Genomic DNA, 18,232 nt, shown 5'->3' with positions numbered 1-18,232 from the left:
GCTGGGAGCTAGTTCCGATTCAGACAGTTGATAAATGTATGACTACAGGACGGCGGCGTTGGCGCCGTCGACAGCGGTGTAAATGCCCGACACCTCGGCGTATGCGGCACCGGCCCGACTGAGCTCCTCCTGCGCGAACGCATTCAGTGCGGTCGACTCAAGGCCCTCGGTGGCGAACGCCAGCGCGGCCTGCGCCGAAATCTCGTCGGCACCCGCCGGCAGCAAGGCCGTAACCTCGGCTGATGCGGCAGTACCGCCAGCAAGTCCACGGGCGGCGTTCGCGACGACCTGGGCACCAATGGCCGCAGCTGCGGGGTTGTGGGACATGGGTTGCATTGCGAATACTCCTTATGTAATTCGAAGGGTTAACTTCACGGCAGGGCCGGGAGCGCAATGACGATCCATCGTCCGCATTGATCGTCCCCCGATCCGTTTGCTAATTCGTCGCCGTCAGCGTTGCTGAACGTCTTGCGAGAAATATTACCGGCCCGTCGGGGGTGCTGCAGACACTTCTTCTTCGGGTGGGTCCACGTAGGCCGCCTGGATGACTTCCTTGCCGTCCGGAGACACCAAAAATGCCTGGCCAGGCGGCCGCCGCTTCACCTTGATCTCGCTGGACGGGAAGTCCGTCTTCTCGCCCGAGAGGAACATCGTGGGCGACCCAGCCCCGTACGCGGCGCCCACGAACTTGTCCATGGTGGCGCGATGCGCCTGACTCATCTGGCACGTCACGACGACGTGCAGGCCGATGTCGGCGGCGGCGGGAAGTAGCGGTGCCAGCGGCCCCATCGGCGGCATCACGCCGCTGGCCGCGACGATCATGTGCCAGTCGTCGACGAGCAGTACGACGTCGGGGCCCGTCCACCACGACCGCGCCCGTAGCTGGGCCGTCGTCAGGTCCGGAGGCGGAAGCCGCTTCTGCAGGTTCATCGCCAGCGCCTTGATCGCCTCCTCGAGCGACGCGTTGTTGCGGTTGACGCCGCCAGCGTCGAGCAGATGGCTCTGCGGCACCGCGTCGAGCAGGCCCGACCGGTAGTCCGCCAGCATGAAGCGCACCTGCGACGGGCTGTTGCGCGCGCAGATCGCCGAAGCGACCGCGTGTGCGATGCGCGTCTTGCCCGACTTCGGCGCCCCGAACACCAAGAGATGCGGCGACGTATGCATCGGGCTGTACGCCACCGACAGGTCGGACTCGCGGATGCCGATGGGAACCGTCCACCGGGTGCGGTAGTCGGACTCCGGACCGGGCGGGTGCGGGTCGAGCTCGTTGAGGTAGATGCGGTCGGGAAGCACGCGCACCTGCGGCGCCTGGTCCGTGTGCAGCGTGCTGATGTGCTGCACCGCGGCCGAGATCGCGGGCACCATGTTCAGGGCGCTGTGGACGCCGTCGAGCCGCGGCACGCCAATCATCAGATGGTGCTTCTCCAGCGAGATCGCGCGGCCGGGACGGTTGGCCGGAATCTCGCGCGTGATGCGGTCGATCTGCGTCTCGTTGACGTCGCCGAGCCGGAACTCGACCTTCGTGCCCAGGTAGTCGCGCACGCGCGCCTTGAGCTCCGTCCAGCGCGGCGTGGAGATGACGGTGTGCACGCCGAACGCCAGGCCCTGGCCCGCGATGTCCTGCACGACGGGCTCCAGGTCGGGGAACTCGGCGACGAACGCCGGCCACCCGTCGATCACCAGGAATACGTCGCCGAAGGGGTCGGCGAACGCCGGGTGGTTCGGGTCGTCGCGCATCTGCCGGTAGGTGGCGACCGAGCCCACCCGGTGCTGCTTGAACATCGCTTCGCGTTGACGGAGTACGGCTTTGATCTCGGCGACCATGCGGTTGACCCGGTCGGGTTCCGAACGCGTCGCCACGCCGCCCACGTGCGGCAGGTCCTCGAGGTACATCAACCCGCCGCCGCCGAGGTCGATGCAATAGAACTGCACCTGCCGCGGCGTGTGCGACGCGGCCGCCGACAACAGCATCGTCTGCAGGAAGGTCGACTTGCCCGTCTGGGGTGCACCGCCGATAGCGATGTTGCCGCCAGCGGCGGAGACGTCGATGCCCCAGACCTCTTGGCGGTGCCTGCGCGGCTCGTCCATGATGCCGAGCCCGAAGCGCAGCGGTTGACGCTGGTCGCGCTCGACGAGCTCGTTGACCGGCACGGGATCGGTCAACGGCGGCAACCACATTCGGTAGGCGCGGATCTCACCGGTGGTCAGTTGGTTGAGCACGACTTCGCGCAGCACGCGCTGTTCTGGTTCGATGCTCATGTCTCGACTCTCACGTCATCGCCTCCGCAATCGGCGCCGCCGTGAACGCGTGGATGCGCACCCGACTCTGGGCGGCGTGGCGCGGCGCAGGCTCCCCTAGATCGTCCACGGGCTCGGTGGGTACGTAGTTCACGCCGGTGTAGACGCTTTGGAACTTCACCGGATCCTCCATGCCCACCCGGACGAATCCGACGCCGCTCTCCTTGTTCGTGATGTATTGCGCCTCAGGCGTTCCGATCACGGCCTTGGACTCAGCGGAGCTCGTGGTCCGCAGCGCGATGCGATAGGTCAGGTTGGGCTCGAGCTTGTCGATGCGCACCCCGCCGGTGTTCAGCGACTGCGTCGCCAGCAGCAGGTGCACGCGCAACGATCGACCGACGCGGCAGATGCGATCGAACAGCTGGATGAAGTCGGGATGGTTCTGCAGCAGCTCCGCGAATTCATCGACGACGACGAAAAGCGTTGGCAACGGCGGGAGCTCGGCACCCCGCTCGCGATGCTTCTCGTACTCCGCGACACCCGAGAGCGCACCCGCGGCGCCGACCTGGATGCCCGCCTGACGGAGTATCGACTGCCGACGGTCCAGCTCGCCGGTGAGCACTTCGCCCATCCGGCTGACCAGCTCGGCTTCCTCCTCCATGTTGGTGACGACGGCCGCGGTGTGGGGCAACTTCTCCATGCCGAGGAACGTCGAGCCGCCCTTGAAGTCGGTGAGCAACAGGTTCACCTGATCGGGGTGGTGCGTGGCGGCCAGCGAAAGGATCAGCGTGCGAAGGAATTCCGACTTGCCCGAGCCTGTCGTTCCGATGAGCATGCCGTGCGGCCCGGCCCCGAACTCCGCGCCTTCCTTGATGTCGAGGTACATGATGTCGCCGGTCTTGAGCTCGTGGCCGAACGGCACCTTGAGCCGGTCCCGGTCGGTGTCGGTGAACATGCGCCACCGGCTGGGCGTCACCTCCTCGATCGTCTGCGCTCCGACGATCTGGTGCCACTCGGTGGCGACCTTCTTCTGCACCCGGATGCTCTTGTCGATGATGGTGCCCGTGATCGACCACCCGGCGAGCTTGCGGGCGATCCGTCCGGCCTGCTCGGGCGTCATGCGATCGGACGAGCTGGTGACCAGTCGGAACGATTGGCTCGGCATCCAGTCGTCGGCGGTGCCGTCGGCGTCCACCCTGATCCGGTAGGACGATCCGCGTTGGTTGCCCAACGTAATCACGGTGACCCCGGCCCGCCCGTCCACGGGGAAACCCGCCTTGCCGCCGGTCAAGTCGATCACCACGACGTACGGTCCGCTCGGGACGGCATCGGCGGTGTGCGGCCCGCGCGCCGTCAGGTCCGACAACCCGTCCGGGCGCGTGAACACCAGCCTCGTTGCGCCCGCGGCGTCGGTGTCCGTCTGATGCTGAACGTGCGGCAACCACTTCAGCCACGCCCACGTCGGATCTTCGGGGTTCTCGGTCAGCACCCGGATTTGAAGCAGGTCCGGCGGATGGAAGACGGCCAGGTGACAGATCATGGCGGTCAGCAGAGCGGCGGATCCGTCCGGATCGCCACCAACGGCGATCGTCGGAAACGTGCGCAGCTGAAGGAGTTTCGGGCAGTCGTGGATCAGACCATGGGTACGCAGGAACTTGGTGAGCCACATGTGGCTGACCGGTTCGAGGTGCGGTTGCGGTGCGGCCTGCGGCCCCGCGAGCTCACCGCCGACGTTGGGCTTGAGCAGGCGGTCGACGGCGGGCTCGGTGCCCAGCCCGATTCGGGTCGCCGCGTAGAAGTCGGTGCTGGTCTGACGCGACCACTGCCGATTGGTCCCGATGAGCGACAACAGGTCGTCGGGGTGCGGCGCGTGGTAGTTGAAGAACGCCACTTGTGCTGCGGCAGAAGATGTCACGCGGGTGCGCAGTCCGGAGAGGTAGCGCAGGTACTCCTTGCGATCGGCGTTTATCTCGGGGACGCGCTTGCCGCCGGGACCGCCGCCCGCCATGAATCCGACCGTCGCCATGATCATCATCAGCGGCATCATCAGCATGTACGGCGAGAGCTGCCGGATGCCGGTGAACATCATGATCGCGATCATGCCGATCATGCCGCCACCCATCACCCACGGCAGCATCTTCTGAATGCCCGACGCGGGGATCTCCACGCCGAGGTCGTCCGGCGGCGTCACGTTGATCTCGCCCGGCGTCAGCCGCGGCCCCCGCTTGATGGTCGGCGTGAACTTCTTGGTGGTCATCAGCCTCCTGCCACGGGTACTGGTGAGTTGCCGTCGGGGACCTTGCGTGGACTGGGATCGGCTGGCAGCGTGTCGTGTTCGAGCAGGGCCGCCTGCTTGGACAGCACGGGCCCGTCGACCAGCAGGCCGACCACCTGCCACGGCGCGGTCACCGGGGCGTTGAGCCCCAACATCCTGGCCGTCTCCTCGTTGGGCAGTCCGTACCGGACGCCCTGCGGATCGATGTAGTACAGGCTCTCGCCGTAGCGCGGATCGGGCGACTGCAGCCGGATGAACTGCCCGCCATTGATGAAGACCGTTGAGTTGCCGCCGATCTGGTCGATGCCCGTGTTCAGCGCACCCGCGGGAATGGGTAGGTGGCGACCGCTGATCACCGCGGTCTTCGGGCTCTGGTCACCCGGCTCGCGTTGCCACGACCAGCACAGCGCGGGCGCTTCGTCGCGCAGGACGATGTCGAGGGGTTGGTCGGGCAACGGTGACGTATACACCTGCTCGGTGACCTTGGCCACGTCGCTGGATTCGACTGCCGGCGGTGAAATCAGCCCGAACGAATTGGTGGCGCGCAGCGCCGCAGCGGTGGTGTCGTTGACCTTCGCCACTCCGTCGGCCAACACCACGTACTTCTGGTCACCTGAGTCGGTGACGGTCTGAAAGACGCTCCCGATCACCAGGTTCGGCGGAAGGCCAAGGGAATTCGGCGCTCCCATCGCGCCGATGGCGGACAACTGCCACGGTCCGGCGTTCGGGATCGCGTTGAACAGCCCTTCGGAGACGGGCGTGGACTTCGACGTCACCGGGATGCCAACCGCCGACGTGACGGCGCGGTCGGTCAGGTCGATGGCGTGCCTGCCGTTCTCGGTGACCAGCCAGTCGCCGCCCTTGTACGAGACCAGCAGGCCTTGATCGGGCCGCATCGGTCCGACCGACCCGTCGGACACCAACGGCAGCAGGATCACCGACGGTTCGATCGCGGGTGCGATGCTCTCGGGCTTGGTGACGGTGTCGCACAACGTCCACATCGATTCGGGCGTGGTCGCCACCGGGGTGGCGTACGGCGCACCCGGGATGCCGATCGGTTGACCCTTTGGCATGCGGTTCAACTCTTCGGACTTGACGGCGCTGGGATTGCCCGGGTTGCCCAGCACCAGCCGCGCGGACGTCAGGTTGTACACCGGATGAAGCTGACCGTTGCCGGGCATCACCACGTAGAGCTGATTGGTGGTGCGGTCGACCAGCAGGCTGTCGCCGCCGCGCTTGCCGAGTGGCTTGAAGTACGCCAGAAGCATTGCGCCCAAACAGATCAGTACCGCGACGACGATGCCGATCGACACCGCACGGCTGTAGAACTGCAGCGGATCGTCGAACATGCGGGTGTCACGCCGCACGATGGCGTGTTCGACGCGGCGGAGCAGGAAACGCCAGCCACTGACTTGAACCTTGGTGGTGAGTCGGAATCCAGCCACGTCACTCGCCGACGTTCAGTCGCCCGTGGACGGCGTCGATCGCCGCAGCCATGTCTTCGCCGGTGATCTCGCTGAGCTGCTCGACGCCGAGACTGTCGAAGTCGACGGACCGCGCCAACCTCATGTCGCGGCGTTGCTCGCCGCCCTCCACCAGCTGGCGTGCATACCGTCCGTTGCCTGCGATGTCGAGCGCCGGCTTGCCGTTGAGCGATTGCTGGAACAGCGACGTCGCGGCCTCGAGCACGCGCTTGGCCGCCTCGTCGCTGAGTATCGAATCATTGCCCTTGGCAAGCACTTCGGCGATCTCGACGATCTCGCTTGGCAGGTACGAGTCGAAGTCGATCCGATTGGAGAACCGTGAGCGCAGACCGTCGTTGCTCTCGAGCAGCCGGTCGATGTCGGCGCTGTATCCGGCGATGATCACCACCAGCCGGTCGCGATCGTTCTCCATGCGCGCCAGCAGCGTGTCCAACGCCTCGGTGCCGAACGGGTCGGCCCGGCCGTCGCGTTCCTGAACGAGCGTGTACGCCTCGTCGATGAACAGCACCCCACCCACGGCGCGGTCGATGGTGCGCGACGTCTTCACCGACGACTGGCCTTCGTATTCCGCCACGAAGTCCTTGCGCGACGTCTCGACGAGCTTGGGCTCGGCGATGACGCCGAGCCCCGCCAGGATGTTGGCCACCACCCGGGCGATCGTCGTCTTGCCGGTGCCCGGCGGACCGGCGAAGATCATGTGCTTGGACTGCTGCGCGACCTTCATGCCGCGGGCTTCTCGCACCCGGGCCATTTGCGTTGCCGCGCGGTACCTTTCGATCTGCTCCTTGACCCTGCTGAGCCCGATCTGGCGGTCCAGTTCGGCCTCGGCGTCGGCCAGCAGCTGCTCGCGACCGGAGTTGTCGGCGACCGTGCTCGACGGATCCCATTGATCGGTGCGGGAGGCGATCTTCTCCGGGGTGACGGTAACCAGCCGGGAGTTCGGATCCTTCAGCGCTGCCGAGACCTTCGGCTCCGGGTGCGTGGCCTGCAACCACTCGAGCAACGCGACCGCGGACTCCTCGTTGCCCTGGCTGCGGCGCGTCATGGCCAGGTACCAGGCGATGGCGACGGCGCACGCCTCACCGGCCGGCGACGAATTCGACTCGGTCAGCCGTCGTTCCGACTCGGTGAACAAGCCCAGGTTCGCCGCGGCTACCCCGTGCGCGACGCCTGCCGCGGCGCCAAGGAACTTGTCGGGCCACGACGTCGCCCCGCGGACCTCATCGATGACGTCGGTCCACCGTTCGGCGGCGGCGTAGATCACCGCCTTGACCCACGAGACGAGGTGCTCGGCGCCCGCAGCGGGCACGTCCTCCAACGCCTCCATCGCGTCGGCGAAGTTGCCCTCGGTGGCCTCGTGAACGGCGAAGCCCAGCGTGATCGCCAACGGCGAGATCACCGGATAGGTGATGTCGCCGAACAATCCCCCGATGTGAACGCGCGCGTTGAGCGTGTTCATCGAGAGTTCGGCCGCACCCGCCAAACGTCCGAAATTGGCGCGGGAGTACCACGCGCGAAAGAGCGTGACCCGGTCGGTGTCACCGCACCGGATACGTCCGATCCATGCGTCGCAGGCGGTTTCGTCGACGCCGGTGATCTCGGTGAACATCTCGAGGGATCGCGTCGGCGAACTCGCCAGCATGCCGACGGCGCTGCCGAACAGTCCGGCAAGTTGCTCACTCATGGTCACCTCCGTAGCGCTCGGCGAAGACGGCCGCACGGGCCGCGATGGCTTGTTCGGGGGACGGGAGGTCGAGGTCGCGTTCGAGGAAGTCGCGTGTCGCGACGTCGTCGTGGCCCTGTTGGCGCATGCCTTCGAGCATGAAGGAGTACTGCGCGGCGCGGGCGTCCTGGGTGGCCAGCCGGGCGACCACGACGATCTCCTCGGCGAGCATGGACTCTGTCAACGTGGTTACCTTCGGCGATAGGTCGATCTGCTGGACGCGTCCGTCCATGAACGTTGTCACGGTGACGGTTCCGGGAGGATTCGTCACGGAGAACACTGGCACGGGAAGTTCGTCGTCGCTCACTCCGTCGCCACCCACCACGTAGCCACCGAGCGCGTCGAGGTCCGACGTGTCAGATCGTACGGGGGGCGAGAAGTCCAGTGCGGCCGCGAGATCGTCGTGATCGTCGTCGGAACCGCTCGGCGGAGTGTCGTCCACGAAGGGGAGTGCCTTTCTCAGTCCGGGTACGAGGCGTCTGTGGTGGCCTGGTCGAACCACGAGCCCGAAGGGAGGAAGGCGAGCAGCCCGTCGAGTGCCCGCTGCAGGTTCTCGGGAGTTCCTGGCAGGAAGCTGCCGTACAGCTCGCCGTTGACCTTGCGGGGAAGCGAGACGATTCGACCTTGGCGCGCCTCGAGTACCCCCGCGGCGGCGTCGGCCTGGGTGGAGGTTCCGCCGGGATGGCGTTCGGTGGCGGTGAGTTCCACCCAGCTCTTGGGTTCGTTGATCAGGTCGGCGTACTTGCGCGCCGAGACGGGGTCAATGCCGAACTGCGTCAACTGGTTTGCGGACGTGGCCTCGGCCACTTTGCTCGCGACGGCGGTCATCGGCTCGACGTCGACGGGTGTTCCCGGCCCCAGCACGACGTTGACCATGCCCGCCAAACCCACTTGCGGTGCGACGCGCTGCAGTACCAGCATGTCGCCGTCACGCGCGGCGACCACGTGCCGCTCGCCCTTGCGACACACCACGAACCGCACCATCTTGCCGCCCACGTCGCGGCGCCACCACCGGCCTTCCAGTGTCCGGTCGGCGCGACTGAGCGTGTCGATCATTGCGGCGACCTCCGGGTGCGGCGTGCCGAACACGTCCAGCACGCCCTGGGCGGTCAAGTCGCGACCGACCTGCTCCCAGACAACGTCGCGCAGTTCGAGTTGCGGGATGTTCGGTCGGATACCCAGCGCGGTCGGAAACTCCATCAGGTTGAGTCGGTCTGCGATGACGAGGATGCCGTCGATGGTCAGCTCGACGGCAACGACGTCATCGAGGTGGGAGGTGCCTGCTCCGGTTCCGCTCACGACTCAACCCCCTAACTCGGCCGCATTTGACGTGTGACGCGGCCACCGACTTCTCGATCGGTGAGCTCGTAGTTCGCCGCTGACTGCGTCAGCCGGTGCTGCGTCTTCCGTGACTCCCGCTCCAGCTTGCCGCCAGCGGTGCGGCGGGCGTGCTCCACGGCCGCGACGGCAGCGGCGGTGGACGACGAGATGGTGCCGTGCGTGGACGCCACCCACGCACCGACGCCGTTGACTGCGTCGGTCGCGGATCCGATCACCGCCGCGGCCTCGCCCTGCTTGGCCGCCAACTCGCCCAGGTGCGCGACCAGCACACGCAGCTCGGTAGACATGTGAAAACCCCCTCCGAAAATCTATCTTGCTATGTCGTTGTGGTGGGCGGCACCACGATCGAACGATCTCGATCCAAGGTAACCGTCATCGGCGTCGCCAGCCGCTCGGGATCGACGTCGAACTCCACGTGAATGGGTGCCCGGCCGCCGGCCTGGGCACCCGGTGCCGCCTCTGGCCCGGTGTCCTGTTCGGCGTCCGGTATGCCGTCGCCGTCCTCGTCCTTCGCTGGGTCCTCGAGCTCCTTCTCCCGGTCCTCGGCGTCCTTCTCGTCGCGGGCCTGCTGTGCGGCCCGCTGGTCCAACGCGCGCTGGACGGCGGCTTGGATCAGCTGACCCAGCATCGCCGCCCCGCCCGCGCCTGCGGGCGCACCGCCGGGCGCCGAAGGCAGCCCGCCCATTGCGGCAGGGACGCCGCCCGCCGCGGCGGGACCGCCGCCCGTCATCGGCGCCGCGGGCACCGCAGGGGCCGTCATGCTCGGGACCGCCGCGGCAGGCGGCGGGACGCTCGCGGGCCCGCCACCGCCGGAAGGTGCTCCACCGCCACCGGACGAGCCCCCACCCCCGCCGTCCGACCCGCCGCCGCCCGGCGCGTCGGTGGGGCCTTCACCGGGGGAATCACGGGGAGGTGCCTCGTCGCCGTCGGGCGGCCCGTCCTTCGGATCCTCGCCCGGGTCGCCGGGAGGTGGGGGTGGCGGCGACATCGGCGCCACGTCACCCGTCGACCGACCGACTTGCTCGTAATGACCGACCAGCCCCTGCACGGCCGCGGCGTTGACGCTGACCTCGTCCGAGAGCGACGCGAGCTCCATCGCGCTGGAACCCACCGCGGCGATCACGCACTGCGTCTCGGCCGCTGCCTTCATCGCGGGCCCGATCCCGGGGATGAGGCCCAGCTTGAACGTGGTGAGTCCGACGTCTGCGAGCCAGTTTGACTGGTCGTCGAGCTTGCCCCGGTGATAGCCGACCTGGAAGGCCTCACGCGCGATCACCGTCTGTACTTGGCGGTCGAGCCCCGCCATCGTGACCGTGCGGCCTTGCTGCCTGCGGTTCGATGTCGCGTAGGCGTCGGCGCCGCTGCCCGTCCAGTCGTCGGTGGGTTCGGCCGTCGCCAGCACGTCCGACGCGTCGCGGAACCGCTGACCGCCCTGGCCGAACTGGTCACCGTCGTCGGGTTTACCGGTGCCCGTGGTGCGGCGCATCCCGGCGATGATCACTTGGCCGCCTTCGAGGATCGGGGAGTTCGCCGCCCGCAGCAACTTGTCGACGATTGGCCCCGCAGCGTCGACGGCCTCGGCGAAGCCTTTGCCAGCGTCGACTATCGCCCCGCCGATGTCCTCGACCGCGTCCAAGAACCCCATACGTGTTCACCCCTTCGCCGGATGTGAGCCTACCAGCGGATTCGAGCCCTCCAGTGCACGAATTTCGCCACAGGCCGTCGGCTGGCCGGGCACCGCATTGCATTCCCGATACCGCTATCTACCTGGACCGTTGTGCAGATTACCGCGCGGCACACGGTATGGATCGATGGAGTGCGCGTGGAAACCGACACCGTCGGCCTCCGCCCCTCCCGCAGCGCACCGAGGGCCGCGACAACCGCTCCTCGGCGCGCTCGGGCCGGGTGGTCCACGGACGATTCAGCGCGCTGAACATGTTTGCTGAACGCTGACTTGGCCCGCGAAGTTGCACGTGGCTGGACCGCCACCGGCGCGGCGTAGTTGATACTTGGGTGAACCGAAAGTCGCGTCGTCTATCCGACGGAGAGGAGCAGTGGTGCCGTGAGCGACCGCGACGACGCCCTGCGCAAGGACTTGGGCTGGACGGGTCCGGAGGAAACCGACTACGAACCCGCGCCGGTCGAGCCCGCGTTCACGCCCGCAGTGACGCCGCTGCCCACCCGTCCGCCCGTCGACTTCGTGCCGTCGGACCCGACACCGCCCGACGCTGCACCGCCGGAACCCGGTCCGCCGCCGGAACCCCCACCGCCCGTCCCGCCGCGTGAGCCCGAGCGCACTGCCGGCCCCCCGCGTCCAGGTCCGCAGCGCTACGGCCCCCCGCCGGGGACGCCGCGCGACACCGGCCCGCTCAACGCGCCAAACCGGCCCGAACCGCCGCCGCCACCACCGCGACAGTGGAATCAGCAACCCAACTGGCCTGCCGCACCACCGCCACAACAACAGCAACCCCAGGGACCGCGCCCCGCCGCGCCGCCCAGCCCCGGACAGCCGCCCTACGCCGGCTGGTCCCCGGGTCCGAACGCACCCGACAATCGCACCGCGCCCGCGCCGCCGACGGGGTCCTACGCCGACCGCATCCGGGCCGACGACCTGGTGCCGTCGCGTCGCACCCCGCCGTCGACCGGCTGGCGCCGCGTGCTGTTCCGCGCCTCGTTCGGGTTGATCAACGTAGGACAGTCTCCCGAGGAGGCTCGCCAGGCCGAGCTCGAAGCCCGCATCAAGGCGGTGCTCCGCGGCCACTACAAGGTCGGCGTGATGGGCAAGGGCGGCGTCGGCAAGACAACGATGTCGGCGAGCATCGGGTCGATCTTCGCCGAGCTGCGTCAAGAAGACCGCGTCGTCGCGATCGACGCCGACACCTCATTCGGCAAGCTTGGTAGCCGGGTCGACCCCAAGGCGATGGGCTCGTACTGGGAGCTGGCATCCGACCAACACCTGGAGACGTTCGCCGACGTCCGAAGCAGGGTGGGCAACAACGCGGCCGGCCTGTTCGTGTTGGCCGGCGAGGCCAGCCCGGCGCGCCGACGGGTGCTCGACCCGGCGATCTACCGCGAAGCGACCTCGCGCCTGGACCGCTACTTCACGATCTCGATCATCGACTGCAGTTCGACCATGGACTCCCCCGTCACGCAGGAGGTGCTGCGCGACCTCGACGCGCTGGTCGTGGTCTCCTCGCCGTGGGTCGACGGGGCGGCCACCGCCGGGCAGACGATGGACTGGCTGGCCAACCGCGGGCTGAACAGCCTGCTGCGCCGAACTGTGGTGGTACTCAACGACTCCGACGGACACGCCGACAAGCGCACCCGCGGAATCCTCGCCCAACAGTTCGCCGGGCAGGGGCAGGCCGTCGTCGAGGTCCCGTTCGACGGACACCTGCGGCCCGGCGGCGTCATCGCGGGCACCACCGAGCTGTCGCCGGCGACGCGACGGAAGTTCATCGAGATCGCCGCGGCGCTGGCCGAGCACTTCCCGGCCAACGACGACCGCGGCCGCGACCGGCACTGACCGTCAGTCCAACTGGGCGAGCAGGCCTTCGATCAAAGCCGCCGACGGCGCAGCAACTGGCCGCTCGGATTCGGCCTCGGCGATGGTCTCCTCGGGTACACCGGCGGCCTGCGCGGTCTCGCCGATCGTCAGGTTGGCGCGGCGGCGCGCCGCGTACAGCCGCTGGCCCAGCGTCGCGGCGGGCGCGGTCGCAGCGAGCATGGTGAGCTGGTCGAGTTCGCGCCGCACCATGCTCAACGCCTTGATCAGCGGCGGCGTGACGCGGCCGATGCGGGCCGCCCTGGCCGCCACGGCTTCCAGCTGGCGCAGGTCGGCCAGTATCGCGGTGACCCGCGGCATGAAGTCCGCGTCGTTGCACGGAGGCAGCGAATCGATGGTGCCGCCAAGGGTATTCACGGCGGCTTCCACGGCCTGCGCGATCAACGGCGCTTCGTCGGCGACCGCGGCGACTTGCACGCTCGGAGCGGTAGGCGCGCCGCCACCGCCCTGACGGAGTTCGGAGATGGTGCCGGGCGGCCACTGAAGGACTTCCTCGAGCTTGGTCCGCGTGCGCTCCCGCGGCCAGCTCCGCCCCTTCTCGAAGGCGATGAGCGCGCCCGCGTTGATGATCCCGTCGCCGGCCAGGCTGCGCTGGCTGATGTCCAGCTCCCGCCTGCGTGCGGCGGCGGCCGCCCCGGCCCGCACCATGCCAGGGTCCAGTAGGACGGTTGACTCGTCGTCGTCGGTGGCGGGCCCCACCACGGCGGTGAGCTCGGAATCCGGGTCGACGCGACCGCGCGCCGCCATCGGGGTCACCTCGAACCGCACCGTGGGCCCGGCCACTGGGTCGCCGAGCCGCGCCGTCAGCCCGTCGGTGATCGAGATGGAATGCGCGCGCGAACTCCCGAGGAACATCCCGTTCACGCTCGTGTCGACCGCGCGCCAGGTCCCGTCGACGAGCTCCAGCCGCACGTGCACGCGGGATATCCGCGGGTCGTCGATCTGTACCTGGGCATGCGGGTCACGCCCGATGGTGGCCGCCCCCGCCCGCGGCGAAATGACGTACGAGGACCGCTCGGTCCGAACGACCAGGGAACCCGGTTCGAAGTTCTGCTCTGGTCTCGTCATCGTCGGAAGTACCTCAACGAAGCGGCCTCCCAAACGTCTGCGCGGTGCCGTAATCGTAGCCAAAGCCGATGCACCGCTATGGCTTGGGGCCAATTTACCCGAAGCGCCTGACCGGATGCTGCATTTCCAGAGGCATCCAAACCGTCTCATCGCTACGACTACCGTTCCGGCTCCGAGTCGGTCTCGGTGCGGGGGCCACAATGACAGTCAGGGGTTGTACCTGCGAATACGCACATTCTGCCATCATGTTCGCGCTCCAATCGGACAGCTGTGGCCCGACCAAAACGGGTCGATGGAACCGCGTGCCATGGTTTCGGTTCCACTGAACTGTTGCATCGCTATGGTTCGTGCGATACATTTCGTTTCATCGAAGGCGCGCATGACAGCGACGCGAGGAGCTAGGGAGCAACGCTATGAACGCAGTGGCACTGGACGGACTGCCCATCGGGGAGTGCACCCGGAATCCCGAGCGGTGGACGTCGGCCGCCGACGAGGACGCGAAGGCCATCTGCCGGCTGTGCCCGCGGCGCTGGGCCTGCGCCCGCGACGCGGTCGAACTGCCCAAGGCCGAGGGGCTATGGGCTGGTGTCGTCATCCCCGAGGCTGGCCGCGGTCGCGGGCATGCCCTGCGTCAGCTGCGCGACCTGGCCGAACGCAACGGGTACCCGGTGCGCACCGCTCGTCGCCTCTTCCTGGAGCCCGTGGAGCCGGAAGCCGCCTGAGCGCCGCCGCCCTCGCTGCCGATTCGAGGGGGCGGCAGCGGGGGCGGCCCTGGAATAGCGGCGGCACCGTCGTCGTTAGACAAGCGACGGTGTCGGACATCCCCGGGTACCACCCCAGAATCGTCGCTACGAGCGACCACTTGCCGAGAGGCGATGGCGGCACCGTCACCCGAGCCGCCGATGCGCCCGCATCGGCGGCTCGCTCGTCTTCCGCGCATCGGCTAACAGGCCTGTGGATAACTCGTCCACGGTGTCGGCATGCGCTCCTAGCGTGGCGTCATGACGTACTGGATCAACACCGTCAGCCGCGGCCACGTGCAACGCGGCGTCGCAGGCGGTTTCACACAGGCCAATCACGGCAAGCCCCACATGCTGCGTCGCATGGAGCGCGGTGACTGGATCGCCTTCTATTCACCGAAGACCGACTACCCCGACGGGCCGCCGCTGCAGGCGTTCACCGCCATCGGCCAAGTCGCCGACGACGAGGTGTATCAGGAGGACCTCGACCCCGAGTTCCAGCCCTTTCGGCGCAAGGTCGAGTTCCTTCCGTGCAACGAGACTCCCATTCGTCCGCTGCTCGACGAGCTCGGGTTCATCGAGGACAAGGCCCGCTGGGGCTACCGCTTCCGGTTCGGCGTCTTCAAGATCGACGAGCACGACTTCAACGTCATCCGCACTGCGATGACGGCCTGACCGGTCCGGGGTTAGTGTGGACCGGTGAGCAACGTCGAGGCACGGCCTGACGAAGTTGCTTGTGGTACTTCGACATTCACCGGTGTGCTGCGTCCGCGCAACGTTCCGCTCGGCGGCCCCCGGGCCATGCACGTGCGCCGCACCTTGCCTGCGCGCGAGCGCTCGCTGATCGGGGCGTGGTGCTTCGTCGACCACTACGGCCCCCACGACGTGGGCTCCGGTCCGGGCATGGACGTTCCCCCGCATCCGCACACCGGGCTTCAGACGGTGAGCTGGCTCTTCAGCGGCGAGATCGAGCACCGCGACAGTGCGGGCGTACACGCCATGGTCCGGCCCGGCGAACTCAACCTCATGACCGCCGGGGCAGGCATCTGTCACTCCGAGGTGTCCACACCGGCCACCACCGTCCTGCACGGCGTGCAACTGTGGGTGGCCCTACCCGGCGCCCACCGCGACACCGCTCGCGACTTCACCCACTACGCACCGTCCGTGCACGTGTACGACGGCGCGCGGGTCCGGGTGTTCCTCGGCAACCTCGCCGGTGCCCACTCGCCCGTACCTAGCTTCACCCCGCTGCTGGGCGCTCAGGTCGACCTGATCCCGGGTGCGTCCGTCACCTTCGACGTCGCACCCGATTTCGAGCACGGCGTGCTGGTCGACATGGGTCAGCTCTCCGCGGGCGGCACCCCACTGGAGAACGGCGACCTCTGGTATCAATCGCACGGCCACCACGAGCTGGTGCTCGTCAACTCTGACGCAGGCCCCGCACGCGTACTCGTCCTAGGTGGGCCGCCGTTCGACGAGGCCCTCGTCATGTGGTGGAACTTCGTCGGACGCAGCCACGATGACATCGTCGAGTACCGCCGGCTCTGGGAGGCGACCGACGACCGATTCGGATCGGTCGTCGGCTACCCCGACCCGCGTCTGTCCGCACCTCCCCTGCCGAATGCCGCCCTACGCGCCCGCCGTAACCCGTGAATCGAAGGAGCCCGATGACCCTGGACACCACCGACAAGACCGGCACACCCACCACGGTGACCCGCGAGCCCGGCCGCTTCACCATCACCGTCGACGGCCGCCAGGTCGGCATGGCTGAGTTCGCGGACCAAGCCGGACGGCGCAGCTTCTTCCACACCGAGGTCGACGACGCGTTTCAGGGGCGCGGACTGGCCACCATCCTGGTCGCCCACGCGCTTGCGGCGACGCGCGATGACGGGTTGCGCATCGTGGCGCCGTGCTCGATGGTCGCCGCGTACCTCGAGAAGAGCGGCGAGTACGACGATCTCGTCGATCCGGTGTAGCGGCGCTACGGCGCGGTGGACCCCTCGGCCAGGTAGCGGACTGCCCGCCGTCCACGCGCCTTGGCCGCGTACATGGCCCGGTCGGCCTGACGAATCACCGCTGCAGCATCTAGGAGTTCGCACTCGCGCATCTCCACCACGCCGATGCTTCCTGCGACGTAGACGGTCGCGCCGGCGACCGACATTGGCGCGGCCAGCCGCTCATTGATCCGCTCTGTCAGGCGGTCGAGCTCCGTACGGTCTAGCGCTCCGACGAGCAGGACCACGAACTCATCACCGGCCAACCGGCAGACGACGTCGATCTTGCGCACCGCCATCCGAATTCGTTGGGCCGCCATCTGAATCACCGAGTCTCCAGCGTCGTGGCCCATGGTGTCGTTGATGACCTTGAAGTCGTCGAGGTCGACGAAGAGTACGGCGCCCAACGTGCCGTCGGAAAGCAGTCGCTCCACCCGCTCCACGAGGTGCGCCCGGTTCGGCAACCCGGTCAGCGGGTCGTGCGTGGCCTGGTGGGCGAAGCGTTCGGCCGCGGCCCGGACCGCGGTGATGTCGCGGAACGTCACCAGGACGGCCGACCGGTCCCCCTCGTCAGGGTTGAGCCTGCGCGCCGTGACCGACAGCCACCGCCGCTCCCCCGTGGGCCCGAAGCTGTACGCCTCACCGCTGTAGGGAATCCCGGTCGCCAGTGTGTTCATCACGGGCCGGTCGGGCACGGGCGCTGGCCCGCCCATCGCGTCGGACATCGCGTCGGAGCGGGGAAACATCCACCGGTCCGCGATCTCGCTGTAGTCGAGCGCATCATCGGCTGCGGTGAGCCCGAGCACGCGTCGCACCGCGGGGTTGGCCGAGACCAGCTGTCCCGCGTGGTCGAGCACCACCACCCCCTCGTCGAGCGATCTCACCACCGCCTGCAACTGTTGCTCCGCACGGTGCAGGGCCGTCTGATCGGTGCACAACAGCACGAACCCCTCGTCCATCGGCGCGGCGGAGACTCGAACGGCAAGCGTCGCTCCGTCCGAGGCGTGATGAGTGGTGCTGATACTCCCGCCCCACGCAATGATCTTCGACGGATCCAAGTCCGCACCGACGACTTCGCTGACCGGACGGCCCAACACCGCCCCGGCGGGCCTGCGATAGATCGTCTCGGCGGCCGGGTTCCAGCTCGTCACCGTCCCGATGTCCGTGGTGGCGATGATGGCGTCGCTGACGTGGTTCACCAAGGCCGCTTGGAAGCTCAGCGCCGCCTGGACCTTCTTGTGCGCGGTGATATCCCGGAAGATCACCTGGTAGGCGGGCTCCCCGTTCCACACGGTGAGCACCGATACGGCCTCGACGTCGATTCGGGTGCCGTCGAAGCGAAGCATTGCCGCCTCGGACGGCTCGGAGATGTCGCCCTGATGGCGCAGCGACGAGATGCGCGCCAGCATCGCGGGGATGGACTCGGCGTCGACGAACTCGGTGATGACTTTGCCGACGAGTTCGTCGGCGGACGGCGCGGCGATCCACCGCAGCCCGGCCTTGTTGACGTAGACGACCCGCCCGTTCTGATGGACGCAGATCGCGTCGGGGCTGTGCTCCAGCAACCTGCGGTATCGGTCGTCAGCGGACTCGCGTCGGGCCATCACCAGGTCGGCCGAGGTGTCATCGGTGACGCTGACGACCTCGGCCTCGCGGTCGCGATCCCCCAGAGTCACGCGCAGCCCCCTCGGCTAGGCGAACCAACGTAACACCGAAATGACCGCTCGACCTGCGTGTCGATTGAATCGCCTGACTGGTCAATAACGCCCTGAAGAGGGTTAATCAATGGGAGGGCCCAAACGGG

General features: G+C 68.0%; 16 protein-coding genes. 5 read left to right on the top strand and 11 right to left on the bottom strand.

Translation table 11 applies throughout. The annotated features are described in order from the left end of the window. Window positions 1–42: 42 nt before the first annotated feature. From SLQ33_RS06475 to SLQ33_RS06435, 9 genes are all read right to left on the bottom strand, one after another. Window positions 43–336, bottom strand: a complete 294-nt coding sequence (locus tag SLQ33_RS06475; protein WP_319452973.1) for a PE family protein — start codon at window positions 334–336, stop codon at window positions 43–45. Between the two features lie 144 nt (window positions 337–480). Next, the gene (gene eccCb, locus SLQ33_RS06470) at window positions 481–2,259 is read right to left on the bottom strand and encodes a type VII secretion protein EccCb (protein WP_319452972.1); all 1,779 of its coding nucleotides are present in this window, start codon (window positions 2,257–2,259) and stop codon (window positions 481–483) included. 10 nt (window positions 2,260–2,269) lie between these two features. Beyond that, the gene (gene eccCa / locus SLQ33_RS06465) at window positions 2,270–4,495 is read right to left on the bottom strand and encodes a type VII secretion protein EccCa (RefSeq protein WP_319452971.1); all 2,226 of its coding nucleotides are present in this window, start codon (window positions 4,493–4,495) and stop codon (window positions 2,270–2,272) included. Next, on the bottom strand, window positions 4,495–5,958 hold the full coding sequence (gene eccB / locus SLQ33_RS06460) for a type VII secretion protein EccB (RefSeq protein ID WP_319452970.1): 1,464 nt from the start codon (window positions 5,956–5,958) through the stop codon (window positions 4,495–4,497). The genes eccCa and eccB overlap by 1 nt, the downstream gene beginning before the upstream one ends. A gap of 1 nt (window position 5,959) precedes the next feature. Then, on the bottom strand, window positions 5,960–7,681 hold the full coding sequence (eccA, locus tag SLQ33_RS06455) for a type VII secretion AAA-ATPase EccA (RefSeq protein WP_319452969.1): 1,722 nt from the start codon (window positions 7,679–7,681) through the stop codon (window positions 5,960–5,962). Next, window positions 7,674–8,162, bottom strand: coding sequence for a YbaB/EbfC family DNA-binding protein (locus SLQ33_RS06450; RefSeq protein WP_319452968.1), 489 nt, complete (start codon window positions 8,160–8,162; stop codon window positions 7,674–7,676). The genes eccA and SLQ33_RS06450 overlap by 8 nt, the downstream gene beginning before the upstream one ends. A 17-nt stretch (window positions 8,163–8,179) precedes the next feature. Next, entirely contained in the window at window positions 8,180–9,019 is an 840-nt protein-coding gene (locus SLQ33_RS06445; RefSeq protein ID WP_319452967.1) for an ESX secretion-associated protein EspG, read from the bottom strand. Between the two features lie 11 nt (window positions 9,020–9,030). Further along, a complete protein-coding gene (locus SLQ33_RS06440) occupies window positions 9,031–9,348 on the bottom strand; it encodes an ESX-1 secretion-associated protein (protein WP_319452966.1) in 318 nt (105 codons plus the stop codon). A 29-nt stretch (window positions 9,349–9,377) separates the two neighbouring features. Beyond that, the gene (locus SLQ33_RS06435; protein WP_319452965.1) at window positions 9,378–10,706 is read right to left on the bottom strand and encodes an EspA/EspE family type VII secretion system effector; all 1,329 of its coding nucleotides are present in this window, start codon (window positions 10,704–10,706) and stop codon (window positions 9,378–9,380) included. 417 nt (window positions 10,707–11,123) lie between these two features. Here SLQ33_RS06435 and SLQ33_RS06430 point away from each other — a divergent pair, with 417 nt between their 5' ends. Further along, on the top strand, window positions 11,124–12,587 hold the full coding sequence (locus SLQ33_RS06430; protein ID WP_319452964.1) for a MinD/ParA family protein: 1,464 nt from the start codon (window positions 11,124–11,126) through the stop codon (window positions 12,585–12,587). A gap of 3 nt (window positions 12,588–12,590) precedes the next feature. Here the strand turns inward: SLQ33_RS06430 and SLQ33_RS06425 are convergent, their stop codons facing one another. Next, window positions 12,591–13,694 carry an FHA domain-containing protein gene (locus SLQ33_RS06425; RefSeq protein WP_319452963.1) on the bottom strand — a complete coding sequence of 368 codons (1,104 nt, stop codon included), beginning with the start codon at window positions 13,692–13,694 and terminating at the stop codon, window positions 12,591–12,593. 413 nt (window positions 13,695–14,107) lie between these two features. Here SLQ33_RS06425 and SLQ33_RS06420 point away from each other — a divergent pair, with 413 nt between their 5' ends. From SLQ33_RS06420 to SLQ33_RS06405, 4 genes are all read left to right on the top strand, one after another. Continuing rightward, window positions 14,108–14,416 (top strand): WhiB family transcriptional regulator, encoded by a 309-nt coding sequence (locus tag SLQ33_RS06420; protein ID WP_319452962.1) that lies wholly within the window; start codon window positions 14,108–14,110, stop codon window positions 14,414–14,416. Window positions 14,417–14,695: 279 nt separating this feature from the next. Further along, the gene (locus tag SLQ33_RS06415) at window positions 14,696–15,109 is read left to right on the top strand and encodes an EVE domain-containing protein (protein ID WP_319452961.1); all 414 of its coding nucleotides are present in this window, start codon (window positions 14,696–14,698) and stop codon (window positions 15,107–15,109) included. Window positions 15,110–15,133: 24 nt separating this feature from the next. Continuing rightward, a complete protein-coding gene (locus SLQ33_RS06410) occupies window positions 15,134–16,087 on the top strand; it encodes a pirin family protein (protein WP_319452960.1) in 954 nt (317 codons plus the stop codon). A 14-nt stretch (window positions 16,088–16,101) separates the two neighbouring features. Further along, window positions 16,102–16,410, top strand: a complete 309-nt coding sequence (locus SLQ33_RS06405; protein WP_319452959.1) for a GNAT family N-acetyltransferase — start codon at window positions 16,102–16,104, stop codon at window positions 16,408–16,410. Between the two features lie 5 nt (window positions 16,411–16,415). On the opposite strand, the gene SLQ33_RS06400 is transcribed toward SLQ33_RS06405, so the two are convergent. Then, window positions 16,416–18,104, bottom strand: a complete 1,689-nt coding sequence (locus tag SLQ33_RS06400; RefSeq protein ID WP_319452958.1) for a bifunctional diguanylate cyclase/phosphodiesterase — start codon at window positions 18,102–18,104, stop codon at window positions 16,416–16,418. Window positions 18,105–18,232: the final 128 nt, after the last annotated feature.

The organism is Mycobacterium sp. RTGN6, from assembly GCF_033804605.1.
Taxonomy (GTDB): Bacteria; Actinomycetota; Actinomycetes; order Mycobacteriales; family Mycobacteriaceae; genus Mycobacterium.
Note: the sequence above shows the minus strand (reverse complement) of the source record. Positions and strands in the feature narration are given on the sequence as shown.